The sequence below is a fragment of the Methylobacterium sp. NFXW15 genome (assembly GCF_049887755.1).
In the GTDB taxonomy this organism is placed as follows: domain Bacteria; phylum Pseudomonadota; class Alphaproteobacteria; order Rhizobiales; family Beijerinckiaceae; genus Methylobacterium.
In genome coordinates this window covers 1-21,236 of the sequence record NZ_JAGEKG010000008.1, presented here as the reverse complement: position 1 = coordinate 21,236, position 21,236 = coordinate 1, and the positions used below count along the sequence as shown (strand labels likewise).

General features: G+C 68.4%; 17 protein-coding genes and 1 rRNA gene. 6 read left to right on the top strand and 12 right to left on the bottom strand.

The window, feature by feature from the left end; translation table 11 throughout:
- Positions 1-6 precede the first annotated feature (6 nt).
- Positions 7-936, bottom strand: a complete 930-nt coding sequence (locus tag J4O73_RS17755; RefSeq protein ID WP_426219451.1) for a LysR family transcriptional regulator — start codon at positions 934-936, stop codon at positions 7-9.
- A gap of 142 nt (positions 937-1,078) precedes the next feature.
- On the opposite strand from J4O73_RS17755, the gene J4O73_RS17750 reads away from it, so the two are divergent.
- Both J4O73_RS17750 and J4O73_RS17745 read left to right on the top strand, forming a co-directional pair.
- Positions 1,079-1,918: a bifunctional allantoicase/(S)-ureidoglycine aminohydrolase gene (locus tag J4O73_RS17750; protein WP_426219449.1), complete on the top strand. Its 840-nt coding sequence runs from the start codon at positions 1,079-1,081 to the stop codon at positions 1,916-1,918.
- On the top strand, positions 1,915-2,415 hold the full coding sequence (locus J4O73_RS17745; RefSeq protein WP_426219447.1) for an ureidoglycolate lyase: 501 nt from the start codon (positions 1,915-1,917) through the stop codon (positions 2,413-2,415). The genes J4O73_RS17750 and J4O73_RS17745 overlap by 4 nt, the downstream gene beginning before the upstream one ends.
- Before the next feature lie 149 nt (positions 2,416-2,564).
- Here J4O73_RS17745 and J4O73_RS17740 read toward each other — a convergent pair whose 3' ends face one another.
- The 5 genes from J4O73_RS17740 to J4O73_RS17720 all read right to left on the bottom strand — a co-directional run bounded on the left by J4O73_RS17740 (position 2,565) and on the right by J4O73_RS17720 (position 9,712).
- Positions 2,565-3,530 (bottom strand): hypothetical protein, encoded by a 966-nt coding sequence (locus tag J4O73_RS17740; protein WP_426219812.1) that lies wholly within the window; start codon positions 3,528-3,530, stop codon positions 2,565-2,567.
- Positions 3,531-3,601: 71 nt separating this feature from the next.
- Positions 3,602-4,921 (bottom strand): c-type cytochrome, encoded by a 1,320-nt coding sequence (locus J4O73_RS17735; protein WP_426219445.1) that lies wholly within the window; start codon positions 4,919-4,921, stop codon positions 3,602-3,604.
- 8 nt (positions 4,922-4,929) lie between these two features.
- Positions 4,930-5,475 (bottom strand): (2Fe-2S)-binding protein, encoded by a 546-nt coding sequence (locus J4O73_RS17730; protein WP_426219443.1) that lies wholly within the window; start codon positions 5,473-5,475, stop codon positions 4,930-4,932.
- Positions 5,472-8,309 (bottom strand): xanthine dehydrogenase family protein molybdopterin-binding subunit, encoded by a 2,838-nt coding sequence (locus J4O73_RS17725; protein WP_426219441.1) that lies wholly within the window; start codon positions 8,307-8,309, stop codon positions 5,472-5,474. Before J4O73_RS17725 ends, J4O73_RS17730 begins: the two co-directional genes overlap by 4 nt.
- 11 nt (positions 8,310-8,320) lie before the next feature.
- Positions 8,321-9,712 (bottom strand): nucleobase:cation symporter-2 family protein, encoded by a 1,392-nt coding sequence (locus J4O73_RS17720; RefSeq protein WP_426219439.1) that lies wholly within the window; start codon positions 9,710-9,712, stop codon positions 8,321-8,323.
- A gap of 448 nt (positions 9,713-10,160) precedes the next feature.
- Between J4O73_RS17720 and J4O73_RS17715 the strand changes: the two genes are divergently transcribed.
- Positions 10,161-11,522, top strand: a complete 1,362-nt coding sequence (locus tag J4O73_RS17715) for an 8-oxoguanine deaminase (RefSeq protein ID WP_426219437.1) — start codon at positions 10,161-10,163, stop codon at positions 11,520-11,522.
- A gap of 70 nt (positions 11,523-11,592) precedes the next feature.
- Here J4O73_RS17715 and bhcD read toward each other — a convergent pair whose 3' ends face one another.
- The 4 genes from bhcD to bhcA are packed head-to-tail and all read right to left on the bottom strand — an operon-like array spanning position 11,593 to position 15,893.
- A complete protein-coding gene (gene bhcD, locus J4O73_RS17710) occupies positions 11,593-12,558 on the bottom strand; it encodes an iminosuccinate reductase BhcD (protein WP_426219435.1) in 966 nt (321 codons plus the stop codon).
- Between the two features lie 7 nt (positions 12,559-12,565).
- Positions 12,566-13,729, bottom strand: coding sequence for a 3-hydroxy-D-aspartate aldolase BhcC (bhcC, locus tag J4O73_RS17705; RefSeq protein ID WP_426219433.1), 1,164 nt, complete (start codon positions 13,727-13,729; stop codon positions 12,566-12,568).
- Between the two features lie 13 nt (positions 13,730-13,742).
- Positions 13,743-14,690: a beta-hydroxyaspartate dehydratase BhcB gene (bhcB, locus tag J4O73_RS17700; protein ID WP_426219431.1), complete on the bottom strand. Its 948-nt coding sequence runs from the start codon at positions 14,688-14,690 to the stop codon at positions 13,743-13,745.
- A gap of 12 nt (positions 14,691-14,702) precedes the next feature.
- The gene (gene bhcA / locus J4O73_RS17695; RefSeq protein ID WP_426219429.1) at positions 14,703-15,893 is read right to left on the bottom strand and encodes an L-aspartate--glyoxylate aminotransferase BhcA; all 1,191 of its coding nucleotides are present in this window, start codon (positions 15,891-15,893) and stop codon (positions 14,703-14,705) included.
- Between the two features lie 193 nt (positions 15,894-16,086).
- Between bhcA and bhcR the strand changes: the two genes are divergently transcribed.
- A complete protein-coding gene (bhcR, locus tag J4O73_RS17690; RefSeq protein ID WP_426219427.1) occupies positions 16,087-16,902 on the top strand; it encodes an HTH-type transcriptional regulator BhcR in 816 nt (271 codons plus the stop codon).
- Positions 16,903-16,921: 19 nt separating this feature from the next.
- Complete coding sequence (locus J4O73_RS17685; RefSeq protein WP_426219426.1) at positions 16,922-17,587, top strand: TenA family protein; 666 nt, start codon at positions 16,922-16,924, stop codon at positions 17,585-17,587.
- A 4-nt stretch (positions 17,588-17,591) separates the two neighbouring features.
- Here J4O73_RS17685 and J4O73_RS17680 read toward each other — a convergent pair whose 3' ends face one another.
- The gene (locus J4O73_RS17680) at positions 17,592-20,303 is read right to left on the bottom strand and encodes a DUF2339 domain-containing protein (protein ID WP_426219425.1); all 2,712 of its coding nucleotides are present in this window, start codon (positions 20,301-20,303) and stop codon (positions 17,592-17,594) included.
- A 95-nt stretch (positions 20,304-20,398) separates the two neighbouring features.
- On the opposite strand from J4O73_RS17680, the gene J4O73_RS17675 reads away from it, so the two are divergent.
- Entirely contained in the window at positions 20,399-21,031 is a 633-nt protein-coding gene (locus tag J4O73_RS17675; protein ID WP_426219423.1) for a TetR/AcrR family transcriptional regulator, read from the top strand.
- A 92-nt stretch (positions 21,032-21,123) separates the two neighbouring features.
- On the opposite strand, the gene rrf is transcribed toward J4O73_RS17675, so the two are convergent.
- Positions 21,124-21,236 (bottom strand): 5S ribosomal RNA (gene rrf, locus J4O73_RS17670); the annotation flags it as partial.

The following is a 21,236-nucleotide window of genomic DNA, read 5'->3' as shown; positions in this document are numbered from 1 at the left end:
CGACGCTCAGGCCGGCCGCTTGCCCACGCGCGCGAGCTCGCCGGTGACATGGGCGCGCAAGGCCTCGTGCGTCATGTCCACGAAGGTCTTGGTCCGTGCGGACAGCATCTTGCGCGAGGGGTAGAGAAGGCCGAGCGTCGCGGAGGTCGGCGGCGTCCCCTCGAGCACCGGGACGAGGCGCCCCTCCGCGATGTGGGCCGCGACCTCGAAGAGCGGCTTCATCACGATGCCCTCCCCGGCAAGCGCCCATTCGGTGAGGGTGTCGCCGTCATCGGCGTCGATATGGCCCGAGACCGGCAGCGTCACGGTCTCCTCGCCATCGATGAGCGTCCAGCGAAATTGTTCGGAGCCGGGGAAGCGCAGCAACAGGCAATCGTGCTGCAGCAAATCCGACGGCTCGGCGGGCGCCGGATTGCGATCGAGGTAGGACGGCGCCGCGCAGAGGATGCGCTCGATCTCGGCCACCTTCCGGAGGGTGAAGGTGGAATCGCGCATCTGCGACAGGCGGATCGCCACGTCGACCGCCTCCTGCACGAGGTCGAGCAGATGCTCGGACAGGCGCAGGCGGACATCCGTCTCCCCATGTCGCTGGCGGAAGAGCGGGACGAGCGGCGCCACCACACGGCGGCCGAGGCCGATCGGCGCCGTGACCTTCAGGACGCCGCGCGGGGCCGCGCCCGCCGTCTCCACGCTCTTCTCGGCCTGCTCGACGGCCGCCGTGATGTCGAGGCAGCGGTCGTAGAAGATGCGGCCCGCCTCGGTCAGGCTCATGCGCCGGGTCGTGCGGGTGAGCAGGAGGCAGCCGAGATGCTCTTCCAGCGTCTGGATGCGGTAGCTGATCACCGAGGGCGAGAGCCTCAAGGATCGCCCGGCTGCCGAGAAGCTGCCGCTCTCCGCCGAGCGCATGAAGATGCGGATGCTCTCGAGCGAGATCATGGGCAGGATCTTCAGAAGGCGTTTGAAACTGTCAACGAAATTTCCCCGCACATCCTGCGGTTCACGCCGCTAAGCTGCGGTTCTGTCAGCACCCGTTCGACCTTGCCTGGAGCGGGCGGACCAACCTTCGACGGATCGGACCATGGCCCATTCCCCTTACAATCCGCCGAGCGGCGGCCTCCCCGGCCAGACCCAGTTGATGACCGGCCGCGCCGTGTTCACGGAAGCCTATGCCGTGATCCCGCATGGGGTGATGAGCGACATCGTCACCAGCGCCCTGCCCTTCTGGACCGGCACCAAGGCGTGGATCCTGTCGCGTCCGCTCTCGGGCTTCTCCGAGACCTTCGCGCAATACTTGATGGAGGTCGCGCCCGGCGGCGGCAGCGACCGGCCGGAGCCGGATCCTCAGGCCGAGGGCGTGGTGTTCGTGGTCGAGGGACAGGGCACCCTCACGGCCGATGGCGGGACGCATCCTCTGCGGCCGGGCAGCTATGCCTATCTCGCTCCCGGCACGGCCTGGGCGCTGCGCAACGAGGGCGGCGCGGCCCTGCGCTTCCACTGGGTGCGCAAGGCGTTCGAACCGATGCAGGGCCTCGAGGCGCCGACCACCTTCGTCACGCATGAATCGGCGGTCGAGCCCCTGGGCATGGTCGGCACCGATGGAGCCTGGGCGACCACGCGCTTCGTCTCGCCGGACGATCTGCGCCACGACATGCACGTGAACATCGTGACGTTGCGCCCCGGCGCCTCGATCCCCTTCGAGGAGACCCACGTGATGGAGCACGGGCTGTTCGTGCTGGAGGGCAAGGCCGTGTACCGGCTGAACCGCGACTGGGTCGAGGTCGAAGCGGGCGACTTCATGTGGCTGCGCGCCTTCTGCCCGCAGGCCTGTTACGCGGGCGGTCCCGGCCCGTTCCGGTATCTGCTCTACAAGGACGTGAACCGGCATCCTGCTTTGCGCGTCCAGGGAGGTGTTCGTTGAGTGATCGTCTGCTGACCGCGCGGCCCCTGACGGCCGAAAGCTTCGCGCCCTTCGGAACGGTCATCGATACGAAGACCGTTTCGCCGCGCCCGATGAACGCGGGCAAGGCGCGCCGCTTCCACGACCTCGCCGAGATCCTCGTCTCCGGCGAGGAGGCCCGCGCGGTGGTCGGCCTCGTTGAAGCCGAGCCCTATCCGGTTCCGCTGGTGTTCTCCCTGGTGGAGCGGCATCCCTTCGGCAGCCAAGCCTTCATCCCCATGAGCGCGGCGCCGTTCCTCGTGATCACGTGCCTCGACGAGGGCGGGCGGCCGGGCCGCCCGCAGGCGTTCCTCACGGCGCCGTGGCAGGGCGTCTGTTACGCTCCCAATACGTGGCACGGCGTGCTGACGCCGTTCGGACAGGCACAGAACTTCGTCGTCGTGGACCGCGCCGGAGGCGGCGTGAACCTGGAAGAGTTCACCTACGACGAGCCTTGGACGGTCTCGCTGCCGGCATAAAGGCTACCTGTCCCATCCTCGTCCTGCGACGCAGCCTCGAAGGAGGGCTCTGCGATCCCTGGAGCCCTCCTTCGAGGCTGCGTCGCAGCACCTCAGGATGAGGGAGAGAGGAGTAGGAGAACGAGAATATTCACGATCCGGTCGGGCCTTCAGAACACGTGGAAGGCGACGCCGGCGAGGAAGCTCTTTTCTTCCGTGCCCTTGAAGTTGGCGGTCTCGACGTTGCCGAACTTGTTCAGCCAGTACTGGAAGCCGATGAACACATCGACGCGGTTGGGCTGGTCGTAGACGAGCTTGCCGAGGTCGAGGACGAGGTTGGTCCGCGACAGGAATTCGAGGCCGCGCGGCGGGTTGAACGGGAAGGCGGCCACGTTCTGCACGCCGCGGCCCTTGGGCAGGACGATGTTGTTGAAGCCGGTGACGCTCAGCGGCAGACCGGTGAAGGTCAGCGGGAAGCTGTAGACCACCTCGAACTCCGGCACCGTGTCGAAGCTCTGGTCGCGATCGGGCTGAACGTTGAAGCCGTTGCGGTTCCATTCCTTGTAGGCGTGAACGGAGAGGTTGAGGAACCCGGCGGGCACGTCGAAGGCGAAGTTCAGGCCGCCGACCACGTCGCGCTTCTTCGAGCCGAAGGCGTCGTTCTGCGAGTTGGCGTCGAAGCCGAAGGCCAGGGAGACGTCCTTGACGAGGCCGGGGATGGTGAAGGCCTTGGTGCCGGACAGGGCGTTGAGGCTGAGGGTGCCGCGATACAGGCCGTAGGCTTCGGTGTTGCCGTAATCGGCGAAGAACGGGTTGGCGATCGATCCGGGGGGATTGGTCGTGCCTGCGGGGAACTGCGAGCCGGACTTGAGGATGTCGAGGGAGAAGAAGTTGGTGCCGTAGGCCCAGGCGTCGGCATGGGAGATGTTGAGGATCTGCTTGGGCGCCTCGCGCGAGACGAAGCTGCCGTCGGCCCGCTGGATCTGGACGCCCGGCGAGACGGTCGGGAACTGGTAGCGGTAGCTGATCTGCGTATCCGCGAAGAGGAAGAACGGCGCATCGACCGGCTTCTCCGCCGGGGCGACCGGCGCCGTCGAGGACGCTCCGATCTCGGTCGCGTGGACCGCGCAGGACATTCCGAGCGGCACCAGAGCCGCCACCCATCGACGAACCATCTTCATTGTCGCCCCCATTCAACCGGCCGCCTTCACTTCGAAGCGTCGGCCCTCGACCCCGCGCGCTGTCGCGCCACCTCTTCCGCAGAGACCGGCGTGCTCTGCCCGCCCCACTCCGCCCGCATCCACGTTCCGAGCTCGGCGAGCGCGGTATCATCGAGAAGGTTCGCGAAGGGCGGCATGGCCTCCATCCGCTCGTTGCCGGGGAAGCGCTGTGCGGGCAGCCCGTGCAGGGTGGCCCGCACCAGCCCGCTGCCGCTCGCCACGCGCATCAGCGCATTGGTCCGCAGAGGCACGGAAACGTGGGGAATGCCCTCCCCCGCCTGCCCATGGCATCCGGCGCACAGCCCGGCATAGGTCGCCTGGGCGCGGGTCGCCACGGCCTGCGGAACCGCGACGGGCGTCGGCGCGACCGGCTTCTCCGGCTCGCTCGGCAGGGCGTCGCGATCGAAGAGATAGGCCGAGAGGGCGGTCAGGTCCGCTTCGTCCATGTGTTGCGTCGAGAAATGCACCACGTCGAACATTTGGTGCGTCGCCCCGCCCTGGGCCGACAGGCCGAGCCGCATGAACTGCGCGAGTCCGTGCGGGTCGAAACCCATCCGGCGAAGGCCGTCCGGCGTGATATCCGGCGCCTCGACGCCCTCGATCGTCGCGCCGCGATAGGTGGCGTCGCCGCGCATCGCCTGGATCATGTTGCGGGGCGTATGGCACTCGCCGCAATGGCCGAGGGCCTCGGCGACATAGCGCCCGCGATTCCAAAGGTCCGACCGGGTCGGATCGGGCCCGGCGACTGTCGTGGGCAGGCTCAGGACGTTCCAGGCGGCCAGCGTCCAGCGCTGATCGAAGGGGAAGCCGAGCGTGTTCGCCTTGTTCGCCACCGCCACCGGGGCGCGGGTCATCAGGTAGGCGTAGAGCGCGTCCACATCCTCCGCCGAGAGGCCCCGGTAGGAGGCGTAGGGCATGGCCGGATAGAGGTGGCGCCCGCCCGGCGCGATCCCGTCGCGCAGCGCCCGGTGGAAGTCGGCGCGGCTATACCCGCCGATCCCCTCGGGGCTCGGGGTGATGTTGGTGGCGTGGATGATCCCGAACGGCGTCTCGAGCGGTAGACCACCCGCCCAGGGCGCACCGCCGCGCGCGGTGTGGCAGGCGAAGCAATCGGCCGCCGCCGCGACCTTGGCGCCGCGTGGCGCCAGGGCCTTCATCGCCTCCTGGCTCAGGGGCGTCTCGACATCCTGCGCCACGGCGCTGCGTTCGAGGACACCCGATGCGAGGAGGCCGCCCGCGACAAGGGCGCTCGCGGCGAGCGCGGCACCGATGCGCCGGGCGGGCGTGGAGAGGGACAGCTTGGCCATGGCGGCTCTCAGGCGATCGTCAGGCCGGGGGTCGCCAGCACGAGGTCGCGCACGGCCTGGTGGTAGCGGACGTAGCCCGTGCAGCGGCAGATATGCGGGTCGAGGGCATCGGTGACGACGCGCTCGACATCCTCCCGGCGGATGGGCTTCCGCTTCAGCTTCTCGATGAGAACGCTCGCCCCGGTCACGAAGCCCGGCGTGCAGTAGCCGCACTGGAAGGCGAAGTTCTCGACGAAGGCCCTCTGGACCGGCGACAGCACCACCGTGCCGTCCGCCTCGGTTGTGGCGTGGCCCTCGACCGTGCGGACGCTGCGCCCCTCGAACCAATGGGCGCCGGTGATGCAGGTCCGCATCTCGCGCGGGCCGCTCTCGTCGTCGACCATCACCGTGCAGGCGTGGCAGATCCCTTGCCCGCAGCCCATGCGGCTGCCGGTGAGCCCCAGCCATTCGTGCAGGACGTCGAGGAGGCTCGTTCCGACCGGGACGGGGATGGGGCCGACCGTCTCGCCGTTCACGCGCAGCGTCAGGTCGCGGATGTCGATCGCGTTGCTCATGCCAGTGCCTCGCGGATGCGCTCGGGCCGGATGGGAAGTTCGTGGAAGCGGTGACCGATGGCGTGGGCCACCGCGTTGGCGAGCGCCGGGACCACGGCGATCATCACGACCTCCGCGATGCCCTTGGGCGGGTCGGTTTCGGAGAGCGGCGGCAGGATCTCCACCGTCTGGTTCCAGGGGGCCACGTCGCGGGCGCGGGGCAGCTCGTAGCGGTTCCAGTTCCACGTGCCGTCGCCGGGGCCGTCCTCGTAGAGGGGCAGGACCTCCTTGAGGGCGTGGCCGATCCCCATGGCGAGCCCCCCCTGCACCTGCCCCGAGACCAGGGCGGGGACGATCTGGCGGCCGCATTCGAGGATCGAATGGTGCGAGAGGATCGTCACCTCGCCGCTGCCGGTATCGACCGCGACCTCGGCCAGGGTCGCCATCGGCGAATAGTAGGTCGTGCCGACATTGTTGCGCTGGGTCGGCGGGTAATAGGCTGCCATCCGGGGCAGGAAGTGCCAGCCCGCGAGGTCCATCAGGGCCCGGCGGTCGGGGCTCGCGCCCGCGCCGTAGCGCAGGGACAGGGCGTCGATCGGCAACCGTGTCCGCCCCGCGCCCGGCAGGTCGAAATCGGCCTCGGCCCATTGCCAGCGGTTGAAGGTGTGGAGGGTCACGCCGACCGGCAGACCGAGCCGGTGCGCCTCGGCCGCGACCTCGTCGAGGGACAGGGTCGCGAGCCCGCCCCCCATCACCTTGCCGTCCGCGAGCCGCAGCGTGTCACGGGTCAGTTCGTTGTACGAGGCCAGCGCGCCGCCCTTGCCGCCCCGCGCCCAGAGCGCGCGTGCGGCGGGCCAGATCGCGTGATCGACGAGGAACTTCGCCGCCGTCCGCGTGGCATGGCCGAGGTAATAGGCCGAGTTCGTCGCGCTCATGGGAGAGGTGAAGCGCGGCGTCCAGCGGGGATCCTGCGCCCGCCGATCCTCCTCGGCTTGAGGCGTCGTGTAGGGCTGATCCGTGGTGTGGAGCGGCATCTCGGGCCAGCGCACCACGCCGAACTCGGTCTCGGTCGGCGCGCGGCCGAGGATTTCGCCCACCATCGCGGCCTGCGAGGTCGTGACGCCCGGGCCCATCTCGTGGGCGACGTGACGCAGCCGCAGGCGACCCCGCGCGTCGAGTTCCAGGGAGGCGACGGCCGCCTCGGCCCCGGTGCCGTAATCCTTGTGAACCTGGGCGAAGCCGACGCCGTAGCGGTGGCCGGGATGGGCAGCCTCATAGGCCGCCTTCCGCGCCTCGCGCTCCCGCCACAGCGGATGGGCGGCGGCCTTGTTCAGGATTTCTTCGTTGCGCAGCGCCCCCGCCGGAACGGCGCCCTGGCTGTTGCGCTGGCCGGTGCGCATCACGTTGCGCAGGCGCAATGCGATGGCGTCGATCTTGAGGAGCGCAGCGGCTTCATCGACCAGCATCTCGGTGGCCGACATGGTCTGCAGCGTGCCGAAGCCACGGGTCGAGCCCGCCTCGACGGCCCGCGAGGCGAGCGCGATGGCCTGGAAGTCGCTCTTCGGCAGATAGTAGATCGACTGAGCGGCGGTGGCGCCGACGAAGGAGACCGCGACCGAATAGTTCGGGCGACCACCGCCATCGCAGACGTAGCGTCCGGTCATCGCACGAAAGCGGCCGCTCGCCCTGTCCACGAGCAGGGCGGTGTCCATGCGGAAGGCGTGGCGCTTCAGGCCGTTCTGAAACTGCTCGAACCGGTCGTTGGCGAGCCGTACCGGGCGCCCGCCGCCATAGAGGGCAGCGACCACGCAGAGGAACGGAAAGATGTGGTGGTCCTTCGTCCCGTAGCCGACCGTGTAGCCGACCTTGAGATCGACCTCCTTCAGGGGGAAACGGGATTTCGAGACGAGTTCGGCGGCGGCCTCGGCGACGTCGTAGGGCGATTGCGTCGCCATCATCAGGTGCAGCGTGCCGGTCGCCGGATCGTACCAAACGTTGCCGTTATCGGCTTCCATGGCCGAGGCGTCGGTCGATTGCGACTGGTAGGTCCGCCGCATCACCAGGGCGTCGTCGCCCGCGCCGTCGATCTCGGCGGCGATTGCCGCGGCGGCTTCCATGCCCTTCGGGAACAGGCCGTCCTGGCCGGGGGCGGGCCAGGCGGGCTCGTCGCCGGAGAAGCCCGCGAAGATCGGCGAATGCTCGTAGGGCGAAAAGCGATCCGGTGCGTCGGGCGTGTCGCCCTCAATCCGCACCCAGCGCGAGGCACCGTAATGAGCCGGAGGCTTGGGGCCGGTCTTCTCGCCGTATTGCACTATGTCGTCGGCGAAGCGCAGCGCGCGCTTGGCCGCGTTGAAGCGGGGGAAGTCGTTGTAGATCAGGATTGCGACCGGCTGGCCAAGCAGTCGCGGCGTCTGGCCTTGGGGCACGAGAAACCAGTCACCGAAGAAGTCGGCATGGGGCACCGAGACCTTGTCGGCGACCAGATCCTCGTGCCGGACGATACGGTCCGGCTTAAGCGAGGCCGGGAGGCGCGACAGATCGAGGCCGGTGAAGCGGCGGTCGGCGCTGGTCGCCGCGATCAGGAAGGCGTGCGCCTGCTGCTCGGGCCATCCGGCGAGATCGCGAGAGCGATAATCCCGGGAGAAGGTCTTGGCTCCCGTGACCTTGGCGACCGCGTCGAGGCGGATGCGGGGCTTGCCGGGTGCGGTCCAGCAGGAGCCCGCCGACAGACCGGTCTCCGCGAGCTGAGCCTTGGCCGGGGGCGCCAGGAAGGAGACCTTCACGGCGACGCCCGCCGCCGCACCGGCTTTCAGGAAATTGCGCCGCGAGAGCGCTTTGATGTGATCGGCGGGCATGGTGTGTCCCCTCAGGCCCGGTCCAGGGCCGCCTCGGGCGGGAAGGCGTGGCCGTGATCGGCCGCGTGATGCTCGGCTCCGGCGCCGAGGCGGTCGGAGTTCAGGAGCAGGTTCAGGACGATGGCGCCGATGGCACCCAGCGTGATGCCGCTGTGCAGGATCGGCCCGGCCCATTCGGGGGCGGTGGCGGCGAAGAGCTTGGGCGCCGCCATCGGAATGAGGCTGAGGCCGATGCTCACCGCCACGACGATCTGATTGCGCCTGTCCCCCAGATCGGAGCCGCCGACGATCTTGAGGCCCGCCGCCGCGACCATTCCGAAGATGACGATGCCGGCGCCGCCGAGCACGGCGGGCGGGATTGAGGCGACCACGAAGGCGACCTTCGGGAACAGGCTGATGGCGAGGATGATGAAGCCCGCCGCGACCGTGACGTAACGGCTGCGCACCCGCGTCATGTTCACGAGGCCCACGTTCTGGGAGAACGAGGTGTGCGGGAAGGTGTTGAGGCAGCCCGCAATCAGGGTGGAGAGCGAATCCGCCATCAGGCCGCGCGTCAGGGTACGCTTGTCGACCGGACGTCCGACGATGTCGCCGACCGCGAGGAACATGCCGGTCGACTCGACCAGCGTGACCATCATCACGATGCACATGGCCGCCACCGCCGTGAGGTGGAAGGTCGGCCAGCCGAAATGGAACGGGGTGACGAGGGCGAGGAGCGGACGGTCGGCGAGCCCGTCGAGACGGAACAGGCCGAGCGGCCAGGCGATGCACAGGCCTGCGACGAGGCCGATCAGCACCGCGACGTTGGCGAGGAACCCGGTGGCGAAGCGGCTGACCACGAGGATCACCGCCAGCACGAAGGCCGCGACGCCGAGATGGACCGGCGCGCCGAAATCCGGGGCGCCGAAGCCGCCGCCCGCCCAGTTGATCCCGACCGGCAGCAGCGTGACGCCGATGATCAGGATCACCGTGCCGGTGACGAGGGGCGGGAAGAAGTTCGCGAGCTTCGAGAAGAACGGACGCAGCAGCAGACCGAAGAGGCCCGCGCCGATGGTCGCGCCGAAGATGCCGGGCAGGCCGATCGTCGGGTCCTGCGCCATCGCCACCATCGGGCCGACCGCCGCGAAGCTGACGCCCATGATGACCGGCAGCCGGACGCCGAACATTCCGAAGCCGAGGGACTGGATGAGGATCGCGATGCCCGTCACGAGCAGATCGCAATTGATCAGGTAGGCGACGGTCTCGGCGGGCAGGTTCATCGCCGCGCCGAGGATCAGCGGGGGCGCCACCGCGCCGGCGCTCATCACGAGCACATGCTGCATGCCGTAGGCGAGCAGCTTCGGAAGGGGTGGGATCGCGTCGACCGCGTCCACCTCGCGGGGCGTTCTGTCCTGCGCTGTCATGAGCGTGTCCTCCGCCAGCCGGGACCTGTCGAGGCGTCGTCCCGTGATGGTGTCGTCAGGGATCCGCCGTCTTCGGCCGGGCCTCTTCCGGGTCCGTGCCGCCTTGGGGCGGGGGGTTGGGGTTGGTCGCTTGGGGAGCCGTGCAGCCCGTTCCTCGCCTTGAGCGGAAAGGAGTGGCCCTCGGCTCTCGCCCCAGGGTCATGCGCCGCCTACTTGGCTGGCTCTCAAACCTTGCATGGCTGGCCAGGAATGCCATGTGCGAATTTCGGAAGCACTTTGCGAAAATTCGCCAAGGTCGCCGGATGAAGCTGCCGTATGATGCGTGGAGCTGACGGCCCCGGAATGGCGCGCCCGTCACGGCGTTCCTGCTGCCGAGGGGTAGCATCTGGCCGTGGGGGAGCGGCGCGGCCCGTGCGGCACCGCTCCGTGGCGCGCCCGGAGTGATGCGATGACCTCCCTGCTTCTGAAGAACGCCGACATCCTGGTGACGATGGATGCGACACGCCGGGAGATCCCCGGCGGCTCGGTCTATGTCGAGGACAACCGCATCGTCGCCGTCGGCCCCGCGGACGAGGTGCCGGCCCAGGCCGACACCGTGCTCGACATGCGCGGCCACGCGGTGATGCCGGGCCTCGTGAACACCCACCACCACATGTACCAGACGCTCACCCGCGCGGTGCCCGCCGCGCAGGATGCCGAGCTGTTCGGCTGGCTGAAGGCGCTCTACCCGATCTGGGCACGCCTCACGCCCGAGATGGTCCGCGTCTCGACGCAGACCGCGATGGCGGAGCTGATCCTCTCAGGCTGCACCACATCGAGCGATCACCTCTACATCTACCCGAACGGGTGCCGCCTCGATGATTCGATCGAGGGCGCCGAGGAGATCGGGATGCGTTTCCACGCCGCCCGCGGCGCGATGAGCGTGGGTGAGAGCGATGGCGGCCTGCCGCCGGACTCGGTGGTCGAGAACGAGGGAGCGATCCTCAAGGAGACGCAGAGGCTGATCGAGCGGTGGCACGACCCCTCCCGCTTCGCCATGCGCCGCATCGTGGTGGCGCCTTGCTCGCCCTTCTCGGTGAGCCGGGGCCTGATGCGCGATGCGGCTTTGCTGGCGCGCCAGCACGGCGTTTCGCTCCACACACATCTCGCGGAGAACGACAACGACGTCAGCTACAGCCTCGAAAAGTTCGGGATGACCCCGGCGGAATACGCCGCCGATCTCGGCTGGACCGGGCCGGATGTCTGGCACGCCCACTGCGTGAAGCTCGATACGGCCGGCATCGCCCTGTTCGGCCGAACGGGCACGGGCGTCGCCCATTGCCCCTGCTCGAACATGCGGCTCGCCTCCGGGATCGCACCCATCCGGCAGATGCGCTGCGAGGGCGTGTCCGTCGGGCTCGGTGTGGATGGCTCGGCCTCAAACGACGGCTCGCACATGCTCGGCGAAGCGCGTCAGGCCATGCTGCTCGCCCGCGTCGGCTTCGGCCCTGCCGCCATGACGGCGCGGGAGGCGCTGGAGATCGCCACGCTCGGCGGCGCGAAGGTGCTGAACCGCGACGATATCGGCGCGCTGGCGCCGGGCATGGCGGCCGACATCGTCGCCTTCGATCTGCGGGGACTGGAGATGGCGGGGGCGCTGCACGATCCCGTTGCCGCCCTCACCTTCTGCGCGCCGCAGAAGGTGTCGTGGAGCATCATCGACGGCAAGGTCGTGGTGCGCGAGGGGCGGTTGACCACCCTCGATACCGGAGCTCTCGCGGCCCGGCACAATGCCCTGGCAGCGGCCTTGGTGCGGGGCGAAGCGTCCTGACGGCGCCTGAAAACGCGGCATCCCCTCTTCCCGCCTGCGGGAAGAGGGGATGCGCGCTTCTCGTACGACCCTAGAACTCCACCTCGACCGCCAACCCCTTGGCCACTGCCAGATCGACGGCGGCCGAGGCCACGGCGAGGTCTTGAAGGCCGACGCCGGTGCCGTCGAACAGGGTGATCTCCTCGTCCGACGTCCGGCCGGGATGGTCGCCGTTGATCACTGCGCCGATCTCCACGATGGCGCCCTCGGTGAGGAGCCCCCGGCCGATGGCATGTTGCGCCTCGCCGATGCTCACCGATTGCGCGACCTCGTCGGTGAAGACCGTTGCGGCGGCGAGCAGTTCGGCCTCGACCTCCTGCTTGCCCTTCGTGTCGGTGCCCATGCACGCGATATGCGTACCCGGCTTGACGTGGGACGCCTTCAGGATCGGCGCGAAGGACGAGGTGATCGTCACGATCACGTCCGCCTCGGCTCCGAGACGGTCGAGCTCCGCCGCTTCGAACGGCACGCCATGCTCGCGCGCCACCGCCTCCATGCGCCCGAACATGCCGGGGTGGAGATTCCAGGCCAGCACCCGCTCGAACGGGCGCTGCGCCAGCGCGGCGCGGAGCTGGAACGCCGATTGGTGGCCCGCGCCGATCATGCCGAGCACCCGCGCGTCCTTGCGGGCGAGATGCTTGATCGAGATGGCCGAGGCCGCCGCCGTGCGGAGCGCGGTGAGGAGGTTGCCTCCCACCACGGCCCGGCAGCGGCCGGTATCGGCATCAAACAGGAACACCGTCGATTGGTGGTTGGTCAGGCCCTTGGCAGCATTGCCGGGCCAGAAGCCACCGGCCTTGAGGCCGAGGGCGAGGCTTTCCCGGTCGAATCCGGACTTGAAGCCGTAGAGCGCATCGGCATGGCCGATGGCCTCGCGCACCACGGGGAAGTTCCCCGCCGTGCGCCGCGCCATGGAGGCGAAGACCTTCTCCACTGCCGTGAAGCAATCCGCTTCCGTGAGGAGGCCGTCGATCCGGTTTTCAGGGACGATGATCATGGTGACCTCAATACGCCTTGCCGCGCGCCGAGACCGGCCACAGCGTCTCGACCACGCCGTTGCGCACGCCGACATACCAATCGTGGACGTTGCAGGTCGGGTCGCAATGGCCGGGCACGAGGCGCAACTTGTCGTTGACCTTCAGCTTGCCCTCCGGATCGTCGATCACCCCGTGCTCGTCGGAGCACTTGATGTACTTCACGTCGTTGCGGCCGAAGATGAAGGGCAGGCCGGAATCGACCGACTGGGCCTTGAGACCCGCGTCGCAGATCGCCTTATCGGCCTTGGCGTGGCTCATGACGCTCGTGAGGATGAACAGGGCGTTCTTCCACTCGCCCGCATCGATGCGGTGGCCTTCGCGATCGAGGATGCGGCCGTAATCGGCATCCATGAAGGCGTAGCTGCCGCATTGCAGCTCGTTGTAGAGCCCCGACTCGCTTTCGAAGTAGTAGCTGCCGGTGCCGCCGCCGCTGACGAGTTCCGGCTCCAGCCCCTCGCGCTTCAGTGCCTCGACCGCATCGCGGACCTGGGCGATCGCCGCATCGAGCTTGGCGCGCCGCTCCTCGAACCCATCGATATGCTGCATGGCGCCCTGATAGGCCTGGATGCCGGCAAAGCGCAGGTTCGGCGCGGCATCGACCGCCTTGGCGATGGCCACCACGTCGGGCGCGGTCTTCACGCCGCAGCGCCCGGCGCCGCAATCGATCTCCACGAAGCAATCGAGCTGCGTGCCGTGCTTGACCGCCGCCGCCGAGAGGTCGGCAACGTTCGCCACGTCGTCGAGGCAGACGATGATGCGGGCGCCGAGGCGCGGCAGCTTGGCCAGACGGTCGATCTTGGCCGGGTCGCGCACTTGGTTCGAGACGAGGATGTCCTTGATCCCGGCGCGGGCGAAGACCTCCGCCTCCGAGACCTTCTGGCAGCAGACGCCGCAGGCGCCACCGAGCTCCTGCTGGAGCTTCAGGACATCGACCGACTTGTGCATCTTGCCGTGGGCGCGGTGGCGCATCCCGTGCGCCTTGGCGTAATCGCCCATCTTGCGGATGTTGGCTTCCAAAGCGTCGAGATCGAGGATCAGGCAGGGCGTCTGGATCTCGTCCTCGCGCATGCCCGGCAGGGCGGGGACGTCGAAGCCGACTTCCAGATCGGTGATCGGAGTATGTGCGTTCATCGGTCTCTCTCCCCTATTGCCAAGGCAGCTTGTCGAGATCGACATTGCCGCCCGTGATGATCACGCCCACCCGCTTGCCTTCGAAGATGGGGCGGTTCCTGAGGACGGCCGCCAGCGCCACGGCGCTCGATGGCTCCATGACGATCTTCAGCCGCTTCCAGATCAACTGCATCGCCGTGACGATCTCGGCCTCCGAGACCGTCAGGATATCCTCGACATGGTGGCGAACGAAGTGCCACGTCAGGTCCTTCAGCGGCACCTTCAAGCCGTCCGCCACGGTCACCGGCGCGTCGTCGGCGATGATGTGCCCGGCCTTCAGGCTACGGTGGGCGTCGTCCGCCTGTTCGGGCTCCGCAGCATAGACCGCGATGTGCGGGGCAAGCCCGGCGAGCGTGAGGCAGGTGCCCGACACCATGCCGCCGCCGCCGATCGGGGCGATCACCGCGTCGAGATCCTCGACCTGTTCGATCAGCTCGCGAGCGCAGGTCGCCTGACCTGCGATGACACGGGGATCGTTGTAGGGGTGCACGAACTCGGCACCGGTCTCGGCGACCACCTCCGCGAACACCGCCTCGCGGGAGGAGGTGGACGGCTCGCATTCCACCACCTGTCCGCCATAGCCACGCACGGCATCCTTCTTGGCCTGGGGGGCCGTGCGCGGCATCACCACCGTGCACGGAATACCCCGACGGCTCGCCGCGTAGGACAGGCAGGTGCCGTGGTTGCCGGAGGAGTGGGTCGCCACACCCCGCGCCGCCTGCGCCTCGGTGAGGCTGAACACCGCGTTCGAGGCGCCCCGCGCCTTGAAGGCCCCGGCCTTCTGCAGGTTCTCACACTTGAAGAACAGCTGCGCGCCCGCCGCCTCGTCGATGATCCGGGAGGTCAGCACCGGGGTCTGATGAATGTGCGGCCGGATGCGCTCATGCGCGGCGAGCACGTCTTCCAGGGTGGGTGTGATCATGGCTCCCCTCCCTCAGGCGGCCGCGCGCAGGCTGGTCGCCGCCGCGCCGCGATAGACGGCCTGAGCCGCCGCGACGCCGGATCCCAATTCGATGCGCAGGCCGCAATCGGCCATGGCCATCTCCGCCGCCGCGATCCCCGACAGGGCCATCACATCCGTGAGGCTGCCCAGATGGCCGATGCGGAACACCTTGCCCGCGACCTCGCCGAGCCCGACGCCGAAGGCGACATCGTATTGCCGCGCGGCATGGGTGACGATCTGCGTGGCATCGAAGCCTTCCGGCGTACGGATCGCGCTCACCGTGTCCGAGTACAGCTCGGGCCGCGCGGCGCAGAGTTCAAGGCCCCAGGCCGAGATCGCGGCGCGGATGCCGTCCGCGATGCGGCGATGCCGGGCGAAGACGGCCTCGAGCCCTTCGGCCAGAAGCAGCTCCGTCGAGAGCTTGAGGCCGTTCAGCAAGCCGACCGACGGCGTGTAGGGATAGGCGCCGTTCGGATAGCCCTTCGCCATGTCGCGGATGTCGAAATAGGTGCGTGGCAGTGTGGCGGTCGCCGTGGCGTCCAGGGCCTTCGGCGAGAAGGCGGTGATGGCGAGGCCCGCCGGCAGCATGAAGCCCTTCTGCGAGCCGGTGACGGCGACATCGACGCCCCATTCGTCCATGCGGAAATCCATGGAAGCGATCGAGCTGACGCCATCCACGAGCAACAGCGCGGGATGGCCCGTCGCGTCCAGCGCACGGCGCACCGCGGCGACGTCGGACTTCACGCCGGTCGCGGTCTCGTTGTGGGTGACCAGCACCGCCTTGATGCGGTGCGCCTTGTCCGCCGCCAGAGCCTCGGCGAAGCGATCCGCCGGAAGGCCCTCGCCCCAGGGAGCCTCGATCACGCGGACATCGAGCCCGTGGCGGCGGGCCATGTCGATCCAGCGATGGCTGAACATGCCATAGCGCGAGGCCAGGACGGCATCACCCACGCTGAGCGTGTTGGACAGAGCCGTCTCCCAACCACCCGTCGCAGTCGAAGGAAAGATAAAGACCTCGGCAGTCTCGCTCTTCAGCACCTTCTTCACACCGGCGAGTGCCGGATGAAGGATCTGAGCGAAGTACGGCGACCGGTGATCGAGGGTCGGCATGTCTGCCGCCCGCCGAAGCACTTCCGGCATATTGGTCGGTCCGGGAATGAAAACGGGATTCTGTGCGAACATCGGCGGGCGTCCTCCTCCAATACCCGGAAGGATAGCACCGCTTTCTCCGTATTGATATTTTTTTGAAAAAGTTTTTCATTATAGGCGCAAAAGAAGAAAAGCGCTGCCGGTCAGTCGGTTAGCTTTTTCCGTTGAACGAAAAATTTTTTCACTCTAACCCCGCTGATGGGGCGGCGGCGAAGGCGAGGGCGCGATGGATTCGGGGAACCGGCGGCGCGGCCGCCCGAAGGGGTTCGGTGGTGCCAAGCCCACGGGGACGATCCAAGCCCTCGACCGCGCACTCGATGTGCTCGACGTGCTGGCGGAAGGCGACGGCCTCACTTTGTCGGAACTCGCGGGCAAACTCGGGCAATCGGTCGCGACGATGCACCGGGTGCTCGCGACCCTGGAACGGCGGGCCTTCGTCGAGATCAGCGCCGACAAGCAGGAATGGCATGTGGGCGCGGAAGCCTACCGGCTCGGTTCGGCCTTCCTGCGCCGGCACAACGTGGTCGAGCGCAGCCGCCCGATGATGTGGACGCTGATGCAGGAGACGGGCGAAACCTCCAATCTCGGCGTCGAGAAGGAGGGAAGCGTTCTCTTCGTCAGCCAGGTCGAGACGCACGAGACGATCCGCGCATTCTTCCCGCCGGGCTCACTTTCGCCGCTCCATGCTTCCGGCATCGGCAAGGCGCTGCTCGCCACCTACGAGCCGGCCCGGACCGAACGCCTGTTCCGGAGTCAGACCTTCGCGCGATTCACGGACAAGACCATCGGCTCGCTGGAGCTTTTGCGCGATGATATCGAGGCCACCCGCCGCCGAGGCTATGCCATCGACGACGAGGAACGGACGATCGGGATGCGCTGCGTCGCTGCCCCGATCCTCAACTTCCACGGTGAAGCCATCGCCGGGATCTCGGTCTCGGGCCCGACGCACCGGCTCTCGGACGAGAAGCTGAAGGACATCGGCGAGCGCGTCCGCAAGGGCGCGGCAACCGTATCGCGCCTCCTCGGCGCGACGACCGCCTGAGGACAGGGAAGCGACGACAATGGATGTCTTCGAACGCTTGCAGTCATCCGCCGCCGAGGATTGGACGCGCTACGTCGACCATCCCTTCGTGCGCCAACTCGGCGACGGGACGCTGCCCGAGGCGGCCTTCCGCGCTTACCTCGTGCAGGACTATCTGTTTCTGATCCAGTTCGCGCGAGCCTATGCGCTCGCCGCCTACAAGAGCCGGACGCCGGGAGACATCCGCGCCGCGCAGGCGGGCCTCGCGGCCATCCTGGACGAGACGGAACTCCATGTCCGCCTCTGCGCCCGCTGGGGGATCGGGGTCGAGGCCCTCGCCGCCACGCGCGAGCATCCCGCGACGGTGGCCTATACCCGCTTCGTGCTGGACCAGGGCGCGGCGGGCGACCTGCTCGACCTGCACGTCGCGCTCGCCCCCTGCGTCGTGGGCTATGCCGTGATCGGCAAGGCTCTCGCGCCGCAGGGCCCCGAGGCGCTCGGCGATCACCCCTACCGCGAGTGGATCGCCGACTATGCGGGCGACGGTTACCAGGGGGTGGCGGGCCGCGCCCGGGCGCATCTGGACGACCTCGCCGCGCGGACGCTCACCGAAGCCCGGTTCCCGGACCTCGTCGCGACCTTCGCCGCCGCCTCCCGCCTCGAAGCGGATTTCTGGCAGATGGGTCTCGACGTGGCGAAGTCCTGACCCGTCAAGCCCGTGCGTCCCGGGCCGCGAGCCGCTGGTAGACCATGCCGATCCCGAGCAGGACGAGCCCGAGCGCGATGACCGACAGGGCGCGGGCCGCGCCGGTCAGATGCGCGAGATCGAGCAGGGTCACCTTCGCTGCGACCGCCGCGACGATGCCGAGCGCCGTCAGCCGCGCCACCCGCGCGCCCGTCCGTAGGCCGTAGCCGAGGATCGCCGTGCCGAGCACCAGCCAGACGAGGGTGTGCGTCCACAGCTCGGTCTCCGTGATCCCGTCGAGCGAGAGCACCGGACCCTGGAAGGCCTGCGAGACCGCGCAAGTCGCGTAGGCGAGGAGTCCCGCCACAGCCATACCGCCCGCCCTGCCGCGCAGGCGCGAATCCACGGTTTCGGGCGGCATGGAGGCCGCCTCACGGGCGAGGCGCCATGCGGCGAGGGCCGGGAGGAGATAGGCCAGCACGAGCAGGTTCAGCCCCGGTATCAGGCCGACCGGATCCTCTGTCACGAAGGGATTGGCGAGGATCGCCCCGGCGCAGGCCGCCACCGCAAAGCGCGAGAGGCTGGCAGTGAGAACCGAGAAGCCCGCCATCCCGGAGGCACGGTGCAGGCGCAGCGAGGCTGCGGCTCCGGACAAAAGGAAGAGGGAGAGGAGGCCGATATCCCCCGGCGCCGAGAGGGGCGCATAGGCATCGCCGAAGGTCACGAAGCGCACCGTCGCCACGGCGGCGCCAAGCAACAGCCCGCCCGCCGCGAGGGCCGTCAGGATGAGGCTCACCGGCAGGCCCGTTCCGGCGGCGGCGACATCCGCTTTCAGGACCAAGAGCCATCGCCGGTCGGCCCTGCGTATCGCCGCCGGTCCGGGCCACCGGTTCAGCAGCGCTACCGTGCAGAGAAGCACGAGCCCCGGCAGCAGCGTGTCCTGCAGGATCGGCCACAGAGCCGTGCCGCCCTGATGATGGGCCATCCCGAGCGTCCGTACGGCGTTCAGCCCCGCGTGGACGATCACCGGCACCGCGGCGAGCCCCGCCACCGAGGCGAAGAGCGGCATGCGCCAGATGATCGCCAGGGCGCCCGCCCCCGCCGCGACGAGGGCCAACACCAGCGTGACCAGGGAACCGCCGCCCAGGCCGGACACGACCAGCGCGAAGCCGAGAAGGCCGAGCCCGAGAGAGGCGACGATCGACGAGGCGAAGGCGCGATACCCGGGGATCGTGCCCAGCCGGGGCCGGGCGATCGCAAGGAGCCCGATTCCCTGCGCGCAGGCGAGCCCGGCGAGAAAGGCTCCGTCGAGCCCGCCGGCCTGATGAAGCAGGAGATCGGCTGCGGGAAGGAGGATCGCGGCAGAGACAGCGCCGACGAAGGCGGTGGTCGCGACGCGTCTCGAACGCCACATCGCCAGAGCCACGATGGCGAGAATGGCCACCGAAAGGATCGCAACGATCCAGCCGACCCGATCCGGCGAAAGGCCGATCACGACAGGCGTGAGCGTATCTAGCCGAACAGACAGGCCGCACAGAACCGCCACCAGCCCGGCGATGAGGGTGGCGACGAGCGGCGCCACAAGGCGCGTTCGCGTCATCGTCGCCGCGATAGCGAGGCAGGCGAGCAGGATCGTGATGCCGAGGGCGGTCGCCACCGGCTGAAACACGTAGACGCTCGGGGTTCGCACGACATGAGTCGCCAGCAGCAGCCCCTGCCCTCCTGCGATCGCCAGGGCGAGGCACGCCTGCCCACTCACCCGCTCGCTCGCCCAGGCCTCGCGGGGGCGAAGGCGTATCGCCGTGATGGCGATCGCCAGGGCCGCGCCGGGCAGCGCCACGAGCGCGAGGGGAAGGAGCGTTGCGGGCCAGAGCAGGCCCGCCCACCCCAGTAGGATCAGACCAGCAAGGTTCTCGAGCCGCTTCCAGCCGCCGCGCCACGCCGCGGCATAGCCAGCGACGCCGACGAGGGCGACATAGGCGGCGCCCGTGAAAAGACCGTCTCCCACGATCAGGAACGGTACGGCCAAGGCCGCGAGATAGCCGATCACTGCCAGGGCGGGACCGTAGATCAGCGACACGCCGATTCCTGCCAGAGCCGTGAGGGCCATGACGGCGAAGGCCGTGGGCGAGGAGAGAAAGCCGTAGACGGCATGGGCGGCGTAGGCCACGGCGAACAGGCCGCTCAGTCCCGTCCCTAAAAGTACCGAGGGGATATCCGCGATCCGGCGGAAGGCGCCCGCATCGGCAGGCAATTCGAAGGTCCTACGCCGCCGGAAGAACTCCGCGCCCGCGCAGAAAATGAGGGCGAGCAGCGCCGCACCGGCCAAGCGAACCGAAGGCGGGAAGTAGCCTTGCTGGATCGAGTGGCGCACCAAGAGCGCGAGGCCGAAGGCAACGATCCCGCCGCCCAGCAAGGCGGCCCAGCGGCGGCCGAACCGCAATTCGAAATCGATGCGGGCATGACCGGTCGGCGGGAGAGCGGGGACGGACAGCGGTTCGGCGGGAGCCGCCTCGGGCTCGGGCACCGAAGGTTCGCGGATCGGCGGAAGAGGAGCTGTTACGACCTGCGGCTGTGGAGTCGGAAAGCTTTCCGGAGTGACAGCCTCTGTCGTCGGCGCAGCCTCGCTGGCGACACCTCGGCCAAGGGCATTCACTTGGCGCTCGATCCTGCCGAGACGCTTCAACGCGACCAGCAGGAGGATAAGCATCAGAAACTGGGTGAGGCTGTCGAACATGGGCCGACTCCTGAGCGAGGACACATGGGTCCGTCGCCTTGAACGATGTTCATTTAATTCGTAGAAGTCTCTGCCTGTGAGTCGCAAGTGCGAAAATGAACGTCGCTCAAAAAAATGGTAAGGGTCGTCCGCGCAAGGCGCAGGCCGACAGGAATGCAGATCGCCAGGCGCTGATCGACGCCGCCTTCGCCATCCTTCGAGACGGCGGATCGGCGGCACTGACCGCTCGCGGCGTCGCGGAGCGGGCGGGGACGGCGGTCGGCTCCGTCTACACCGCCTTCGACAGTTTGGAGGCTCTCAGGCTCGAAGCGAACGCGATCACAGTGGAGATGCTGCGTACGCATCTCGTTCAGGCGCTTGAGACACATCCGGCCGACGGCCTGGAGCCGCGCCTGCTCCGGCTCGCGGATGCCTATATCGCCTTCGCCGATGCTCACCGGACCATCTGGGCGGCATTGTTCGAGCCACGCACCCTTCCCGCGCCGACCGCGATCACGGACAGCATCGCGAGCCTGTTCGCGGTCCTCGAAAAGATCCTCCGTGAGACGGCCTCGATCGAGGCACAGGAGGCATCCTTGCTCGCACGATCACTGTGGTCGAGCGTGCACGGCACATTGTTTCTCGCCGAGATCGGTAATCTCGGGCCGATCGGCCGTGATCAGGCCCCTGCCCTCGTTCACGCGCTGGTCCGCACCGTCGCGAAGGGGCTCGATCGAAAGGAGAACTGACGCCAGAGCCAAACGCAAAAAGGCCGCCCGAATGGGCGGCCTTTTTGGATCGGTGTCGTGAGAGGGAATGGCTTTGAACTTGCGTTGTGCGGGTCTGGCGGCGACCGACTCTCCCGTGCCTTGAGGCACAGTACCATGGGCGCTGGCGTGTTTAACGGCCGAGTTCGAGATGGGATCGGGTTTTGGGCACGCCGCTCGAGCCACC